The following is a 13,162-nucleotide window of genomic DNA, read 5'->3' on the forward strand; positions in this document are numbered from 1 at the left end:
GGGCCACCGATGACCAGCCGCCTGTTTTCCAGCGTCCTCGACGTTGCCACCCTCGGCAAGTTTCCGCGCATCCAGAAATGGGTCTGGCGGCGCATCTACAACATGCTGTCGCGCTTCTGGGGCGACAAGGACTGGCGCTTCATGAACTACGGCTACGTGCCGATGGGCGCGCCGTTTGCGCTGAAAGCCGAGGACGAGGCCGAGCGCGCCTTCATCGGCCTCTACCAGCAGGCGGTCGAGGGCCTTCCCGTCGAGGGTGCCCGCGTGCTGGAAGTGGGCTCCGGCCGCGGCGGCGGCTCGCGCTACATCGCCCGCTATTACGCGCCCGCGACTGTGACCGGCCTCGACTATTCGCCGGAAACCGTGCGCCGGGCGCAAAAGCTCAATGCCGACACGCCGGCCCTTTCCTTCGTGCAGGGCGACGCCGAGAACCTGCCTTTTCCCGACGCCGCCTTCGACATCGTCGTCAACATCGAATCCTCGCATTGCTACGGCGACGTGCCGGCCTTTGCCCGCGAGGTCGCCCGCGTGCTCAAACCCGGCGGCATCTTCACCTTCGCCGACATGCGACCGAAGAGCCAGCTTGGCCTGCTCGACGAACAGCTCGCCGCGCCCGGCCTCATACTGATCGACAAGCGCAACATCTCTGAAAACGTCGTCGCCGCCTTGAACGCGGCGGAAGCCCGCAAACAGGCCCGCATCGGCAAGGCCTTCCTGCTGCGCCGCTTCATGACCGAATTCTCCGGCTCCAAGGGCTCGGTGCTCTACAAGGCGCTGACGGGCGGCAGCGTGGTCTATCAGGCGCGGCGGTATCGGAAGGCTTAACCGCGCGTCGCTTCGCCCCGCGCCAAAGCGAGGGGCCGGGCAGGGCGGCAAACCCCATCCTCCTTCTCCCCGTTCACGGGGGTGAGGACTGTTCGGCGCAGCCGACGAAACGATCCGGTGAATCGTTTCGAATGACGAACGCCCTGAGCTTTGAGCGAAGGGCCGGCAGAGGTGCTGGCAGGCGGATGAGGGGCAGACGCCACCGTCAAATTGTTTTGGCAAACCTTGCCAAATTATGCCATTCTGCCCCGACGAGGTGACCGATATGGCGACGATGAATGTTTCGCTGCCCGATCCGATGAAGGAATGGGTCGACGCCCAGACGAAGACCGGGCGCTACAGCAATGCCAGCGACTATGTGCGTGCCCTGATCCGCCGCGACCAGGAGCGCGCCGACGCGCTGGCAGAACTGCAGAGCCTTGTCACCGAAGGTCTCGACAGCGGCGTCAGCGAGCGCTCGAAGGACGACATTCTTCAAGCCGCCCGCGAACGGCTTGCCGCCACCCGGCGATGACCTATCGCACCACCGTCGAGGCCGATCGCGACATCATCGAGATCTATGTCCTCGGTGCGCAGCACTTCGGCGTGGCGCAGTCCGACCGATATGTCGATGAGTTGTTCGACACATTTGAACTCCTCGCCGAAAATCCGCAGATGGCGCGCGAACGCCGCGAACTGAACCCGCCCATGCGGCTCCACCCTTTCCACGCGCACCTGATCGCCTACATCGTCCGGGACGGCGACATTCTGATCGTGCGCGTCCTGCATGGCCGACAGGATTGGCAGGGGCTGTTTGGGTAGCGGGGCGAAGTGATGAGCGGGCGGATGAGGAGAGGAAGGCAAGGACTGTGTTGCGCCGATACCGTTGAAAAAGGCGCGTGTTAATCTCGCTCTGAGGTTCTCGTTGTAGGGACCTGCCGAGATGTATTTCCCTTCACGCCGGTTTTGGCGCTGGTGGCGGGATCAGCTTGGCGAGTTTCCGGAGGTTTTGGGCGGCGGCGGCGAGGTGGAACTCATCACGCGCTCCGTTTGGCCCTCGTAATCGCAGGCGATCCAGTTTGAGGATGCGTTTCAGGTGCGCAAAAAGCATCTCGACCTTTTTCCTCTGATGCCTCGACGTAACATAGGCTTCGGTTTTGGCGATATCGCGCGCCAGGTCGCGAGCGCCCTCATGGATGGAGCGTGGTATCTTGCGCGCCGGGGCGTTTGGACAGCATTGAGGTTTTAGGGCGCAGGCGTCGCAGTCGAGTTTGCTGGCCCGATACCGTACCATGCCATCTTCATCCACGAGGGGACGCTCATTCTTGTAGGCGATCTGTCGTGAGCGTAACTCCTTGCCACCTGGGCAGGTATAGAGATCGCGCTCGTGGTCATAGGCGAAGTCGGCGCGCTCGAATGTGCCATCACGACGTTCGGATTTGTCGAAGACGGGAATATGCGGCTCTATCCCGCGCTCGTGGACCAGCCAGCCCAACATCTCTGCCGAACCATAGGCGGTGTCGGCGGCAAGCCGTTCCGGATAGAGACCGAAGATATCCTGAGTCCGGTCAATCATGGTGCGTGCCGCGCCGACCTCCGCCTGCCGGATCGCACGGCTTGCCTCGACATCAACGATAACGGCATTATCCAGATCGATCAGATAGTTGGTAGCATAAGCAAAGAAGGCGTGGCCTTTCATCGCTCCGGTCCATTGGGCAGCCGGGTCCGACCTCGATACGAACTTCGGCTTTGTTTCGCTAGCCGCACCCCATGCTGCGTCATCCAGCGTATCGAGATATTCCTGAACCGAGCGGCTGGTCTCGGCCATAGACTCCCAGTCGACTGCTTCCGACCCTTCCGCTGAGCGCTGCTTGTTGGCATCCGCCTTGATCAGGCTCGCATCGACGGCGAAGCCTTCGCCACCAACAAGGCCCTCTTTGATGCAACGCCTGACCGTCGTCTCGAACAACTCGCGCAGCAAGTCACTATCGCGGAAGCGGCCATGCCGGTTCTTGGAGAAGGTCGAATGATCCGGGACATCGCCTTCAAGCCCGAGCCCGCAAAACCAGCGATAGGCGAGGTTCAGATGTACCTCCTCGCACAGCCGGCGCTCCGAACGGATGCCGAAGCAGTAACCAACGATCAGCATGCGGATCATCAGTTCTGGATCAATCGAGGGCCGCCCGATCTGGCTGTAGAACGGGCGTAAGTGAGTCCGAAGGCCAGACAAATCGACGAAGCGGTCGATAGACCGAAGAAGATGGTTTGCCGGGACGTGCCGCTCGATGCTGAAGCCGTAAAACAGCGCTTCCTGCGCTACCATTCGTTCGCCCATCATCGGCACATCCTCCTAAATCCCTAGAAGGAGTGAATCAGAACTTCGCATCAACAGCAACGCCGACTTTTTCAACGGTATCCGCCAGAAGCGGTCATTGGCAATACATCCCAGCCTACGGTAATGGGCGACCTAACACGGGGGCTGACAGATGGATTTAATAGCCGATAGGCTTGTCGGGAAAGAGCTGAGGGAAATTCAGCACAAGGCAGCACATGACACGATGATCGTCTTTGAAGATGGCGCGATAACGGCTTGGTCCGAAGTCAGAATCGAAATCGCCTTCGACGATGCTCCAGTAATAGTCAAAGAGTTGGTTTGGTCTGATGAGTGGTGCAAGATTCTTCTCAGTGCCGGTGACATACGGATTGGCCGAATCCCAACCTCGCCAAATCCTGAGTGTTTCATCTATCGCTCTGCAAGTGACCCGGGTCTGATGATCGTCGATCGTGGAGAAGAATAAGTCCGTGTCCGCATAGGGCCGCCAGGCGTCTTCGGCCTTGCGCCATTAGCGGTCATCACGCCTCAGGCACGGACAAACCCTCTGATAGTGATCCCGCTTCCGCCTGTGAAATCCTGCGGGCGCTCCATATCGGCATCTGCTGCAGCAAACTCAAACGCATCATCTGACAGCGTGTAAATGGACGGAAGCTGCTTCCCTGCATCACTGCCTATGCTATCGATCCAGTCGATGCGTTTTGGGGACGTAGCGCTGTCAATCATGAACTTTCCTTCGATAAGCGCTTCCCCATCTGGAATCGCCACATGGAAAGTCTCGCCCACGATTGTCATGACCGCATCATGCGCCATGAGTGTCGATTGGATCGGCAATCCCATTTTCTTCAAATCTCACCTGGCGCCACAGACCCTGAAATCGCTCCAGATCGGTTTTCATAACAAACTCCTCTGCTTGCTGAAGTCGTATCGCAAAAACCTGTGGTCGAAGTGCAATGCCTCAAGCAATTCGGGCGTTATGACCCCTTTGGGCCGATAACAGCCGGAAACGGCTTCACCCCTACCACGCCTATCTGATCGCCTACCTCGTCCGGGACGGCGACATTCTGATCATGCGCGTCCTGCATGGCCGGCAGGATTGGCAGGGACTGTATGGCTAGGTGGGCGAAACCCGGCCAGGCGAAGCATGCCGCGCCCTCTCGCGCACGCCACCCCTAGAACTCGATCACCACCGACGGCGCACTGCGCTTCGCCTCGCCATGATACACCGCCTCGATATTGTTGCCGTCGGGGTCGAGCACGAAGGCGGCGTAGTAGCCGGGGTGGTAGGGCCGTTCGCCCGGCGCGCCGTTGTCGCTTCCGCCATGGGCGAGTGCTGCGGCATAAAAGGCCTCCACGGTCGCCGGATCCTTCGCCTGGAAGGCGAGGTGGTGCCGCCCCGTCAGCACGCCCACCGCCGCCGGGCTGTCGGCGGCCGACACGACCAGCTCGTCGGCCCAGAAATAGCCGTCCGGCGTATCGACGATGGGAATGTCGAGCACGGCCAGCACAGCCGCGTAAAAATCACGGCTGGCCTTGAGGTCCCGGACGACGAGCTGGATGTGGTCGATCAGCCGACCCCGATGCAGAAGATTGGTCTCCATGGTCTTGTCTCCCTTCTGAAAGCGGGCCGGCGGAGTGAGCCGCGGCGCCGATATCCATGTCTATGCTCACGCGGACCTATCCGCTTGCGTGCCCGACGCGCGCAAGCGAACGCGTGCCCCCCACTCACCCCATCTTCAACAACGCCCCGATCGTGCCCCCCACCAGCAGCACGATGCCGATGAGAAACGTCAGCGCGGCGCCCGGCCCGCGTTTCTTGGCGTCGGCATAATATTCCGAGGCATAGAGCACGCGCGATGCCGTCCAGCCGAGTCCGAGCAGGCCGGCAATGGCGTCGGAGACGTAAAAGCCGAACAGCCAGAGCGACGGTAAAAACAGCACCAGCTGCTCGACGGTATTCTGCTGCACGCGAAAGATCCGCTCGAAATCGGCATTGCCGGTGGTCTTCGGCGCCTCGACGCCGAATTGCTGGCGGGCGCGGGCGACTTTCAGCAGGAACCAAATATAGGCGACTAGCGCCGCAAAGGTGGCAAGCACGGTAAAGCGCATCGGAAAATTCCTTGAGGACAAACAGCAATGGCCGGCAATGGCGTGGATGCTAGGCGAAGGCCGCGCGCCGTGCAAGATGAACGGCGGCGAGCGCCCGACGCCGCCCTACAATCGCCATTCCCGCCCTTGAAGGTAACGTCAAATTTGCACATGATGTGGATGATCGTCGAGACGATCTTCTTCCAGGGGTTTGCGACTGCCATGACCGACCAGTTCCGCTTCGGACGGCAATATGATTTCCACGAACTGGTGGCCGATGGCATCGTCCACGGCATCGGCGTGGTCTTCGCCCTGATCGGCGCCACCGCGCTGATCTTCTATGCGACGGTATGGACCAGCTATGCCGAAATGGCCGCCGCCTGGATCTACGGCCTCGGCCTCGTCATCGCGCTCGCCGTCTCGTTCACCTACAATATGTGGCCGCATTCCCGCACCAAGTGGATTCTCCGGCGCTTCGATCATTCAGCGATCTTCGTGCTGATCGCCGCGACCTACACGCCCTTCCTGGTCAAGGGGGCGCATGACTGGGTGATCCTCTCGCTGCTCATCGGCATCTGGGCGACGGCCTTCGTCGGCATCTACCTGAAGTGTCGTTTTCCCGGCCGCTACGACCGGCTGGCCATCCTGCTTTACCTCGCCATGGGCTGGAGCGGGGCCATGGCGCTCGGGCCGATCTCGCAGACCCTGCCGAGCATCACCGTGCTCCTCATCATCGTCGGCGGCTGCATCTATTCGGCCGGCGTGATCTTCCATGTCTGGGAACGCCTGCGCTTTCAGAACGCCATCTGGCACGGTTTTGTCGTCACCGCCGCCGCCGTGCATTATTCCGCCGTGGTCACCGCCATCGGCCACTGACGGGCCGAGCACGGTCCGCTCCCACAAAAGGCGGGCGGGGCGCTGCGCCGCCGCCGTGGCGCATCACTGGCGCCGCTTTACAGGCTCCCCCGGCGCGGTCTAAGCAGGCGGTTCAGACACAAGACCGGGACCTTCTCCATGCCATCCTCCATCACCATCCGCGACGCCGTCGAGGCCGATCTCGAAGCGATCCGCGACATCTACAACCACGCCGTCGAGCACACCACGGCGATCTGGAACGAGGTGCTGATCGACGTCGACAACCGCCGCGTCTGGATGGAGCAGCGTCGCGCCCGGGGCTTCCCGGTGCTGGTCGCCGAGCGGGACGGCAAGGTGGCGGGCTATGCTTCCTACGGCGACTGGCGCGCCTTCGACGGCTATCGCCACACGGTCGAGCATTCGGTGTATGTCGACAAGGATTGCCGCGGCGCGGGGCTCGGCAAGCGCCTGATGCAGGCGCTGATCGACCATGCGCGGGCAAACGACAAGCACGTGATGATCGCCGCGATCGAAGCCGAGAACCAACCGTCGATCGCGCTCCACGAGCGCCTCGGCTTCCGCCTCGTCGGCATCCACCGCGAGGTCGGCCAGAAATTCGGCCGCTGGCTCGACCTGGCGATGATGGAATTGCGGCTGTGAGGGAGGCGGCTTCTGGAGGCCAGATTTGAGGCTCTGGGCGTTCCATCGTTCCTTGTTGGCGCCCCAGACTGTCTCACATGGCGCTATAATTTGGCTGTAGAATGAACTGCCATAGCGGGAGCGATGGCTCTTTATAGTCCTCTGGAATATCGAGCGCGAAGAACTTGGGATCTTGCTTCACGTCCAGAGCTTTGACTGTGTTGTCTCCAACGGTGAGTTCGCGGTAAGAATTGCTGATCATAGCGCTTAGGTTTCCGACGACCTGGAACGGCTGATCCTCGACGGGGTTTTCGGGGCTAAAAACCCAACGCAGTCCGACAACCTTGCTATCACTTATGAGAGGTGTGGCTTCGCTAACAGGCCAATTACCATATCGCATCAAGTAGAATATTATCCGCTTGCCTTGGTTGTCTGTCACCTCTTGGTCACGGCAGTAGAAATGAATTGCCCTGGTCGTGAAATACACATCTCCATTGTCAGCGGGGATCGAACATTCATCAGGTCTTCCAAGTATCACGAAACGTAGATCAGGTAGCGTTGCTATCATTCGGTCGCCTAATATCGCCATTTCGTTCCTAGCTATGGCCTCTGTAAAATTGACGACGTAGTGTCGTTTTTTCTGGCGGAAAGCTTCCTTGGCCAGCAGCACCCACACGTTGGGTTTTGAAAAGTAGATGGCAAACCGTAGCGGAATGTTGTTCAATTGAGCGTAGGCTTCGAGCCCGCGTATTGTCTTTTTCGGGACTGTGAACTCCGCTTTGAATGTCTTCATGTGGAAGTTTTTTACCTCCACCAAGTAGTATCTGCCATCTTTGAGAAATACGCGGTAGTCTGGGACTTCGAAATCGCCCTCGCTGACGAATATATCTCCGCTGTCCTCTTGCTTGATCATCTGGCATCTTCCCATCGCACCAGCCACATGAGCAAAAAGCGCCTCAGCACGTTTCCCATGCAGCAATGTTGGGTTCGTTTGAGAAGCCTTCAAAGATTCGCTGACAGTTTTGAGAAAATCCGAGAGGTCAGCCTCAGCACTGATTACGTAGTCGCGATCGCGGCCGATCGCCTTATACAATTCAATCACGTCAAATTTTGCCGGATTACGTTTCTTGCGCTGCATTGGCTCCTCCCGCTCGCAATTTCGGCCGACTCAAATGCCGCAGAAATAATCCTCCAAAAGTTCTCCTCTTGGCGTGAGATAACATTGAGTTCAGACGCTGGCGACAAGGACAACGACCAAATGTGCGACGTTCGCACACGGCAACGGAGAGTTCTTTACGGCGCTACGAAAAGAAGGGGCGCGCCTAGCGCGCCCCTTGAAGGGTGGAGGTGGAGAACGCCATCGCCGCGGCTACACTGGCTCCTGTCGCCCAGACGGTTTCGACGATATGGGTAACAATCGATGGTAGTATAATACGAGTACGCTTGACTACGCAGGCAATCGACTTCGAATTCTTTTGCTTTTTGTTCATGATGGCCTCCTTTAACTGCTCTCCGAAGATACGGAGTGCTACTAAGAGGACAACAAGAGCTAGCGCAGCCGTGGGATTTGAACCCACCCCAACCCCCGAAGAGAAATGCCCTTTTAATGTATAAGACAAGCGCCAGAAATGCAAGAAATGTTGGCGCGCCTCCCGTCAAACAGGTTGCTGCCATACCGAATGCGGACACAAGTGATCTCTCTGTGACCGGCCGGTCTTTGTCGTCGGCTGATGCGGATGGGGCGTGACGGAGACGCTCAGATCGCCTCGACGGCCTTCCGGAGCATGTCGCGCACTTCGCCCGCCACCGATTTCAGCTGCGCGTTCGGGATCGCTTCCATCGAGGCCTGCGGGTCGATGGCGCTGACCATGACGGAATGGGCGCCGGTTCGGCGCACGATGACATTGCAGGGCAGCATGGCGCCGACCTTCGGCTCGATGCCGATGGCCTGATGGGCCATTTTCGGGTTGCAGGCGCCGAGGATCAGGTAGTCGTCGATATCCTGGTCGATCTTCTTCTTCAGCGTCGCCTTGACGTCGATCTCGGTCAACACGCCGAAACCGTTGGCGGCGAGTGCCGCGCGGGTCCTTTCGACAATGCTTGCGAAATCCGTGCCCTCGAACGTCCTGTCGATCGTGTAGCTCATGTCGGTTCTCCTGTCTGTCTCCGTTGGTCTGTCGGTTCAGCCGGTCCCTCAGGCTGTCGGGATCTCCTCCGTCACCACCTCGAAGCGGGCGAGCCGCGCCGGGCCAAACGCGGTCGACAGCGCCACATCGGTGGCGTCGCGGCCGGTCGCCATCAGGATGCGGCCGATGCGGGGCTTGTTGTGGCGGGCGTCGACGGTGTGCCAGTGGCCGCCGAGATAGACCTCGAACCAGGCGCTGAAATCCATCGGGTTCGGATCGCGGGGCACGCCGATGTCGCCGAGATAGCCGGTGCAGTAGCGCGCCGGAATGTTCATGCAGCGGCAGAGTGTGATGGCGAGGTGGGCGAAATCGCGGCACACCCCGGTGCGGGCCCTGAAGCCGTCATGCGCCGAGCGCGTCGAATCCGCCTGCATGTAGTCGAAGGTGATGTGGTTGTGGACGAAGTCGAGGATCGCCTTGACCCGCGGCCAGCCGAGCGGGGTATCGGAAAAGGTCGCCCAGGCGAAATCCGCCATCCGGTCGGTGTCGCAATAGCGGCTGCCGAGCAGGAAGACCAGCACGTCGTTCGGCAGGTCCTTGATGTCGTGCTGGAAGGCATCCTCGGGCAGCACGTCCGGCTGGCCGTTGTCGTAGATCTCGAACTCGGTGGAAATGGTGGTGAGCCCGGCCGGCGCGGTGATCCGGCTGCAGGCATTGCCGAAGCCGTCGATGTAGTCGCGCGCCTCGATCGGCCGGTCGAAGCTCAACACCTGCTCGGTCAAAAGGTCGGGCCGGCGCGACGGGTGGATGTTGAGAACGAGAAGCATGGCGGTGTCACGCTCGCATTCATAGCCAATCTGGAAGCCGGCACGTATCTTCATCGTGGATCCTTTAGAAGGGAGAGTGAAACGCGCCGGCATGCCGGCCTCGGGTGAACGCATGGAAAGTCCTGGTGTTCCGGGCCATCCGCTCAGGATGGTGCGGCCTCGTCGCCGTCCGAGGTCACATTGACCTGCACGGTCAGCGACTTGAAATCGGAGGCCCGCCCGTCATAGCTGCCCGACAGCGGGACGGCCTGGCGCGGGTCGCGCGCCACGCCCACCCGGATCAGGTCGCGATTCCCGACAATGCCGTTGGTCGGGTCGAACTCCACCCAGCCGGCGCCGGGAATGTAGATCTGGCACCAGGCATGGGTCGATCCACCGCCAAGCGTGGTCGAGCCGTCGCGATCGGGCACATAGATGTAACCGGTGACGAAGCGGGCGGCGAGGCCGAGCGAGCGGGCGGCCTCCATCATCAGCAGGGCGAAATCCCGGCAGGTGCCCGTCTTCAGTTCCAGCGTCTCGAGCGGCGACTGTACCCCGTGCTCGGAGCGGCGCACATAGGCGAAGCTGTCGTGGATCATGTAGCACAGGCTCATCAGCAGGCTGCTGGTGCGGGTCGGCTGGCCCCTGTGCAGGAATTGCCGGGCAAACGCGCCCACCAGGTCGCCCGGATCGTCGAAATGACGGGCCATCGCCGGTGCCAGGTCCGGCAGTTCTTCCGCGTCATAGGTGAAGGGGTAGTCGATCGCCGTCGCGTCGATGGGGAAATCGAGTGCGGCATGCGGCGTATGGTCGAGGCGGATATTGCTCTCGAAGCGCAGGCTGGCGGTCTTCGCCTTGAAGCTGAGAAGCGCCACGCAATTGCCGAACGGATCGTGGATCCAGCGCAGCCGGTCATAGGCCGGCTCGACGGCCAGGCTGACATTCAGCAGCGTCTGGTCGAAACTGTCGCGCGGCCGGAACATCAGCCGGTGTTCGCCGAGTTTGACCGGGCGCTTGTACTGGTAGTCCGTGATGTGGCGAACGGAGAATATGGTCACAATGCTTCCCGCCCCCGCCGTGCGGGGGATGTCTCCTGCGCTCGAACCGTGCCCCACGCTGCGGTGGCCGGTCCGAGCGCAGGATTTGTTTGGAATCACAGCCGGCCGGTGAGAACCAGCACCAGAAGAACGATCAGCACGATGCCGAGCACGCCGACGCCGCCGTGTCCGAAGCCGTAGCCATAGCCGCCGAAGCGACCGCTAAAGCCACCGAGCAGGGCAATGATGAGGATGATGATGAGGATTGTTCCGAGCGACATGCAGTTGATCTCCGTTGCTGTTCGCGAGGGCCGCCGCATTGGCGAAGCGGACCGGGGGATTGATCGATGATGGCACGGCGAGGAAAGCCAAGGTCGGCCTCCGGCTCTATTAACTACAGGGGGAGGGCATCTTTGTACAGTTGTCGAAACGAAACCCCGCGCAACGAACAGGCGAAGATATGGCCCTCGACGCCAAGACAGCCACGACGGGCTGGAGCACGACCATGTCCATGTGCATGACGAGCACCACCGGCATGGCCACGACGGCCCGGTGACCGAGCCGCATTCCCATTGGAGGTGCCAAGAACCGCTGCGCCACAAGCACCCGCATTATCCCGACCTGCACCATGGCCACAGCCACGGGCGGACATGAGGCGAGGGGACGGAGACGTCAGGCCCCTGTGTCTTCTCCATGCCGGGCAAACGGCAGATCGTACATCCGCCCGAGGGCGAAGGCGGCGGCGATGATGCCTGCGGCGAAAAGCCCGAAATCCTGCGGCACGCCGAGCATGATGGCGGCGCTCCCGCCGATGGCGGACCAGGCAAGCGGGATGACCAGCAACCAGCGCACCACCGCCCAGCGCCCCGTCAGCAGGATGCCGATGGTGAAGATCGTCGTCGGGCAGGGAGCGATGCCGATCATCGGCATGGCCGGATAGCGATGCCCGGCTGCCATTCCCCAGAGTGGGTATGCGAGGACCGCGAAGATGATGAGCAGCAGGCCCGCGATCGTGCGGCCGTCTCTTCGCCTGGCGAAATCGATCTCCGTTCCCCGCCCTGCGAAAACCGCGAAAAGGACCGCCTCCGCCACGAAGAATGCAGCGAACAGAAAGGCTGCGGGATTGATCGCCGAAAAGAACAGCCCGTGATAGCCGATGCCGTTGACCGCCCACATCGCGGCAAGGACGACCAATATGCCCGGATCGGTCATCCGGCTGCGCCGCAGGAGAAGGAACAGGCACAGAAAAATGGCCGCGTAGGCGAAGACCTGCGTCGGCCAGAGCGCCGTGTTGTATTGCACGAAGACGGCGAAGAAGTCGGCGCGATCGAAGGGCATGACGGTCTCCCGCGGCAATGGGGCCGCATTCTACATCAGGATTCCGGGGGCGCCATCGTGAAGGCTCGGCGCCTTCACCCGATCAGCCGCCGATGAACTGGAAATAGACCCAGGCGAGGCCAAAGGCGGCGATCACGCCGAGCACGATCAGCAGCTTGTCGCGGCCCGGATTGGGCTTCTTCGGCTCCGGCGCCTTCGGCGGCTGCTTGAATTCGACGACATTGCTCATGGAAGTCTCCTGATATCGTTTTGCCCGGACTTTAGCCGCAAGGAGATTGAGAAAGTGCTGATGGGGGGTGGGAAATGCGGTCCGGCCTGCTACGCCTGCTCGTTTCCGCCGATCACCCCCTCTGCCCTGCCGGCATCTCCCCCACAAGGGGGGCGACCCGACTGCGGATGACTTGTCGCCAATGCTACCGGCCGGAAAAGAAATGTCCGCGTTCGGGGAGCCGAGCTTAAAAAATCCTGCCGCTCCGTCGGGCGAGCGGGCGCGTCTTTCTGGTCTCCCCCCTTGTGGGGGAGATGCCCGGCAGGGCAGAGGGGGTGCCCAGCACCGGCGCGGCCGCCGGTCCTCACTCCACCCGCTCGAACACCATCGCATGGCCGTTGATGCAGTAGCGCAACCCGGTCGGCTTCGGGCCGTCGGGGAAGACGTGGCCGAGATGGCCGCCGCAATTGGCGCAGCGGATTTCGGTCCTGACCATGCCGAGCGAGGCGTCGCGGTGCTCGGTCACGGCACCCGGCGTCACCGGTTCGAAATAGCTCGGCCAGCCGCAGCCGGCGTCGAACTTGGTGTCGGAATAAAACAGCGGCGTCTCGCAGGCGGCGCAGCGATAAAGCCCCTTGTCGAAATTGTCCCAGTAGGGGCCTGTGAACGGCCGCTCGGTGCCGTGCTCGCGCAGGATGCGGTATTGCTCCGCCGTCAGCTGCTCGCGCCACTCGTCATCCCTCTTCTCGATCTTCGGCCCGGTTGCACCGGTCGTTATGTCGGTCATCGTGGTTACTCCGATTGTCTCGGCCGATAGATAGGGTGGCGGCAAGCAGACGGCAATTGCCGCAGTGGCAGGCCCCGACGCTTATCCCTCGGATCATGTCCGTGAGCCGGCCGCCCAAGCAACGGGCGAGGCGTCGCAGTCA

Annotated in this window: 19 protein-coding genes and 1 pseudogene; 7 read left to right on the forward strand and 13 right to left on the reverse strand. The window is 61.3% G+C overall.

Annotation, left to right across the window (positions count from 1 at the left end; translation table 11 throughout):
- The first annotated feature begins 9 nt into the window (after positions 1–9).
- The 3 genes from DYZ14_RS16365 (at position 10) to DYZ14_RS16375 (ending at position 1,626) form a co-directional block, all read left to right on the forward strand.
- A complete protein-coding gene (locus tag DYZ14_RS16365) occupies positions 10–825 on the forward strand; it encodes a class I SAM-dependent methyltransferase (protein WP_195949988.1) in 816 nt (271 codons plus the stop codon).
- A 265-nt stretch (positions 826–1,090) separates the two neighbouring features.
- Positions 1,091–1,339, forward strand: a complete 249-nt coding sequence (locus DYZ14_RS16370; RefSeq protein WP_154721674.1) for a type II toxin-antitoxin system ParD family antitoxin — start codon at positions 1,091–1,093, stop codon at positions 1,337–1,339.
- Positions 1,336–1,626, forward strand: coding sequence for a type II toxin-antitoxin system RelE/ParE family toxin (locus DYZ14_RS16375; protein ID WP_154721675.1), 291 nt, complete (start codon positions 1,336–1,338; stop codon positions 1,624–1,626). The genes DYZ14_RS16370 and DYZ14_RS16375 overlap by 4 nt, the downstream gene beginning before the upstream one ends.
- 133 nt (positions 1,627–1,759) lie before the next feature.
- Here DYZ14_RS16375 and DYZ14_RS16380 read toward each other — a convergent pair whose 3' ends face one another.
- Positions 1,760–3,142 carry a transposase gene (locus DYZ14_RS16380; protein ID WP_154721676.1) on the reverse strand — a complete coding sequence of 461 codons (1,383 nt, stop codon included), beginning with the start codon at positions 3,140–3,142 and terminating at the stop codon, positions 1,760–1,762.
- 148 nt (positions 3,143–3,290) lie between these two features.
- On the opposite strand from DYZ14_RS16380, the gene DYZ14_RS16385 reads away from it, so the two are divergent.
- A complete protein-coding gene (locus tag DYZ14_RS16385; RefSeq protein ID WP_154721677.1) occupies positions 3,291–3,602 on the forward strand; it encodes a hypothetical protein in 312 nt (103 codons plus the stop codon).
- A 62-nt stretch (positions 3,603–3,664) separates the two neighbouring features.
- Here the strand turns inward: DYZ14_RS16385 and DYZ14_RS16390 are convergent, their stop codons facing one another.
- Positions 3,665–3,931 carry a TIGR03067 domain-containing protein gene (locus DYZ14_RS16390; RefSeq protein WP_210209297.1) on the reverse strand — a complete coding sequence of 89 codons (267 nt, stop codon included), beginning with the start codon at positions 3,929–3,931 and terminating at the stop codon, positions 3,665–3,667.
- A gap of 224 nt (positions 3,932–4,155) precedes the next feature.
- Between DYZ14_RS16390 and DYZ14_RS16395 the strand changes: the two are divergent.
- A pseudogene (locus DYZ14_RS16395) lies at positions 4,156–4,254 on the forward strand (type II toxin-antitoxin system RelE/ParE family toxin); the annotation flags it as partial.
- A 54-nt stretch (positions 4,255–4,308) separates the two neighbouring features.
- Here DYZ14_RS16395 and DYZ14_RS16400 read toward each other — a convergent pair.
- Together DYZ14_RS16400 and DYZ14_RS16405 are read right to left on the reverse strand one after the other, a co-directional pair.
- Positions 4,309–4,737 (reverse strand): VOC family protein, encoded by a 429-nt coding sequence (locus DYZ14_RS16400; protein ID WP_154721678.1) that lies wholly within the window; start codon positions 4,735–4,737, stop codon positions 4,309–4,311.
- A 124-nt stretch (positions 4,738–4,861) separates the two neighbouring features.
- Entirely contained in the window at positions 4,862–5,245 is a 384-nt protein-coding gene (locus tag DYZ14_RS16405; protein WP_154721679.1) for an MAPEG family protein, read from the reverse strand.
- Between the two features lie 201 nt (positions 5,246–5,446).
- Between DYZ14_RS16405 and trhA the strand changes: the two genes are divergently transcribed.
- Both trhA and DYZ14_RS16415 read left to right on the forward strand, forming a co-directional pair.
- A complete protein-coding gene (trhA, locus tag DYZ14_RS16410; protein ID WP_154721728.1) occupies positions 5,447–6,100 on the forward strand; it encodes a PAQR family membrane homeostasis protein TrhA in 654 nt (217 codons plus the stop codon).
- Between the two features lie 138 nt (positions 6,101–6,238).
- A complete protein-coding gene (locus DYZ14_RS16415; RefSeq protein WP_154721680.1) occupies positions 6,239–6,739 on the forward strand; it encodes a GNAT family N-acetyltransferase in 501 nt (166 codons plus the stop codon).
- Positions 6,740–6,812: 73 nt separating this feature from the next.
- Here the strand turns inward: DYZ14_RS16415 and DYZ14_RS16420 are convergent, their stop codons facing one another.
- From DYZ14_RS16420 to msrB, 9 genes are all read right to left on the reverse strand, one after another.
- Entirely contained in the window at positions 6,813–7,856 is a 1,044-nt protein-coding gene (locus tag DYZ14_RS16420; RefSeq protein ID WP_154721681.1) for a hypothetical protein, read from the reverse strand.
- A 184-nt stretch (positions 7,857–8,040) separates the two neighbouring features.
- Entirely contained in the window at positions 8,041–8,208 is a 168-nt protein-coding gene (locus tag DYZ14_RS16425; protein ID WP_154721682.1) for a hypothetical protein, read from the reverse strand.
- A 266-nt stretch (positions 8,209–8,474) separates the two neighbouring features.
- Positions 8,475–8,864, reverse strand: coding sequence for a DUF302 domain-containing protein (locus DYZ14_RS16430; protein ID WP_154721683.1), 390 nt, complete (start codon positions 8,862–8,864; stop codon positions 8,475–8,477).
- A gap of 48 nt (positions 8,865–8,912) precedes the next feature.
- Complete coding sequence (locus DYZ14_RS16435; RefSeq protein WP_154721684.1) at positions 8,913–9,725, reverse strand: transglutaminase-like domain-containing protein; 813 nt, start codon at positions 9,723–9,725, stop codon at positions 8,913–8,915.
- Positions 9,726–9,814: 89 nt separating this feature from the next.
- Complete coding sequence (locus DYZ14_RS16440) at positions 9,815–10,708, reverse strand: transglutaminase family protein (protein WP_154721685.1); 894 nt, start codon at positions 10,706–10,708, stop codon at positions 9,815–9,817.
- A gap of 95 nt (positions 10,709–10,803) precedes the next feature.
- Positions 10,804–10,968, reverse strand: coding sequence for a DUF3309 family protein (locus DYZ14_RS16445; protein ID WP_154721686.1), 165 nt, complete (start codon positions 10,966–10,968; stop codon positions 10,804–10,806).
- 391 nt (positions 10,969–11,359) lie between these two features.
- Positions 11,360–12,025, reverse strand: coding sequence for a DUF6064 family protein (locus DYZ14_RS16450; RefSeq protein ID WP_154721687.1), 666 nt, complete (start codon positions 12,023–12,025; stop codon positions 11,360–11,362).
- Positions 12,026–12,107: 82 nt separating this feature from the next.
- Positions 12,108–12,254 carry a hypothetical protein gene (locus tag DYZ14_RS24145; RefSeq protein WP_195949990.1) on the reverse strand — a complete coding sequence of 49 codons (147 nt, stop codon included), beginning with the start codon at positions 12,252–12,254 and terminating at the stop codon, positions 12,108–12,110.
- Between the two features lie 343 nt (positions 12,255–12,597).
- Complete coding sequence (msrB, locus tag DYZ14_RS16455; RefSeq protein ID WP_154721688.1) at positions 12,598–13,020, reverse strand: peptide-methionine (R)-S-oxide reductase MsrB; 423 nt, start codon at positions 13,018–13,020, stop codon at positions 12,598–12,600.
- Positions 13,021–13,162 lie beyond the last annotated feature (142 nt).

The organism is Ciceribacter sp. T2.26MG-112.2, assembly GCF_900492205.1.
In the GTDB taxonomy this organism is placed as follows: Bacteria; Pseudomonadota; Alphaproteobacteria; order Rhizobiales; family Rhizobiaceae; genus Allorhizobium; species Allorhizobium naphthalenivorans_A.

What these genes read in the sequence shown, in the direction of transcription:
- DYZ14_RS16365 (WP_195949988.1), top strand. Translation starts at nt 10, where the DNA reads ATGACCAGCCGCCTGTTTTCCAGCGTCCTCGACGTTGCCACCCTCGGC.
- DYZ14_RS16370 (WP_154721674.1), top strand. Translation starts at nt 1,091, where the DNA reads ATGGCGACGATGAATGTTTCGCTGCCCGATCCGATGAAGGAATGGGTC.
- DYZ14_RS16375 (WP_154721675.1), top strand. Translation starts at nt 1,336, where the DNA reads ATGACCTATCGCACCACCGTCGAGGCCGATCGCGACATCATCGAGATC.
- DYZ14_RS16380 (WP_154721676.1), bottom strand. Translation starts at nt 3,142, where the DNA reads ATGATGGGCGAACGAATGGTAGCGCAGGAAGCGCTGTTTTACGGCTTC.
- DYZ14_RS16385 (WP_154721677.1), top strand. Translation starts at nt 3,291, where the DNA reads ATGGATTTAATAGCCGATAGGCTTGTCGGGAAAGAGCTGAGGGAAATT.
- DYZ14_RS16390 (WP_210209297.1), bottom strand. Translation starts at nt 3,931, where the DNA reads ATGACAATCGTGGGCGAGACTTTCCATGTGGCGATTCCAGATGGGGAA.
- DYZ14_RS16400 (WP_154721678.1), bottom strand. Translation starts at nt 4,737, where the DNA reads ATGGAGACCAATCTTCTGCATCGGGGTCGGCTGATCGACCACATCCAG.
- DYZ14_RS16405 (WP_154721679.1), bottom strand. Translation starts at nt 5,245, where the DNA reads ATGCGCTTTACCGTGCTTGCCACCTTTGCGGCGCTAGTCGCCTATATT.
- trhA (WP_154721728.1), top strand. Translation starts at nt 5,447, where the DNA reads ATGACCGACCAGTTCCGCTTCGGACGGCAATATGATTTCCACGAACTG.
- DYZ14_RS16415 (WP_154721680.1), top strand. Translation starts at nt 6,239, where the DNA reads ATGCCATCCTCCATCACCATCCGCGACGCCGTCGAGGCCGATCTCGAA.
- DYZ14_RS16420 (WP_154721681.1), bottom strand. Translation starts at nt 7,856, where the DNA reads ATGCAGCGCAAGAAACGTAATCCGGCAAAATTTGACGTGATTGAATTG.
- DYZ14_RS16425 (WP_154721682.1), bottom strand. Translation starts at nt 8,208, where the DNA reads ATGAACAAAAAGCAAAAGAATTCGAAGTCGATTGCCTGCGTAGTCAAG.
- DYZ14_RS16430 (WP_154721683.1), bottom strand. Translation starts at nt 8,864, where the DNA reads ATGAGCTACACGATCGACAGGACGTTCGAGGGCACGGATTTCGCAAGC.
- DYZ14_RS16435 (WP_154721684.1), bottom strand. Translation starts at nt 9,725, where the DNA reads ATGAAGATACGTGCCGGCTTCCAGATTGGCTATGAATGCGAGCGTGAC.
- DYZ14_RS16445 (WP_154721686.1), bottom strand. Translation starts at nt 10,968, where the DNA reads ATGTCGCTCGGAACAATCCTCATCATCATCCTCATCATTGCCCTGCTC.
- DYZ14_RS16450 (WP_154721687.1), bottom strand. Translation starts at nt 12,025, where the DNA reads ATGCCCTTCGATCGCGCCGACTTCTTCGCCGTCTTCGTGCAATACAAC.
- DYZ14_RS24145 (WP_195949990.1), bottom strand. Translation starts at nt 12,254, where the DNA reads ATGAGCAATGTCGTCGAATTCAAGCAGCCGCCGAAGGCGCCGGAGCCG.
- msrB (WP_154721688.1), bottom strand. Translation starts at nt 13,020, where the DNA reads ATGACCGACATAACGACCGGTGCAACCGGGCCGAAGATCGAGAAGAGG.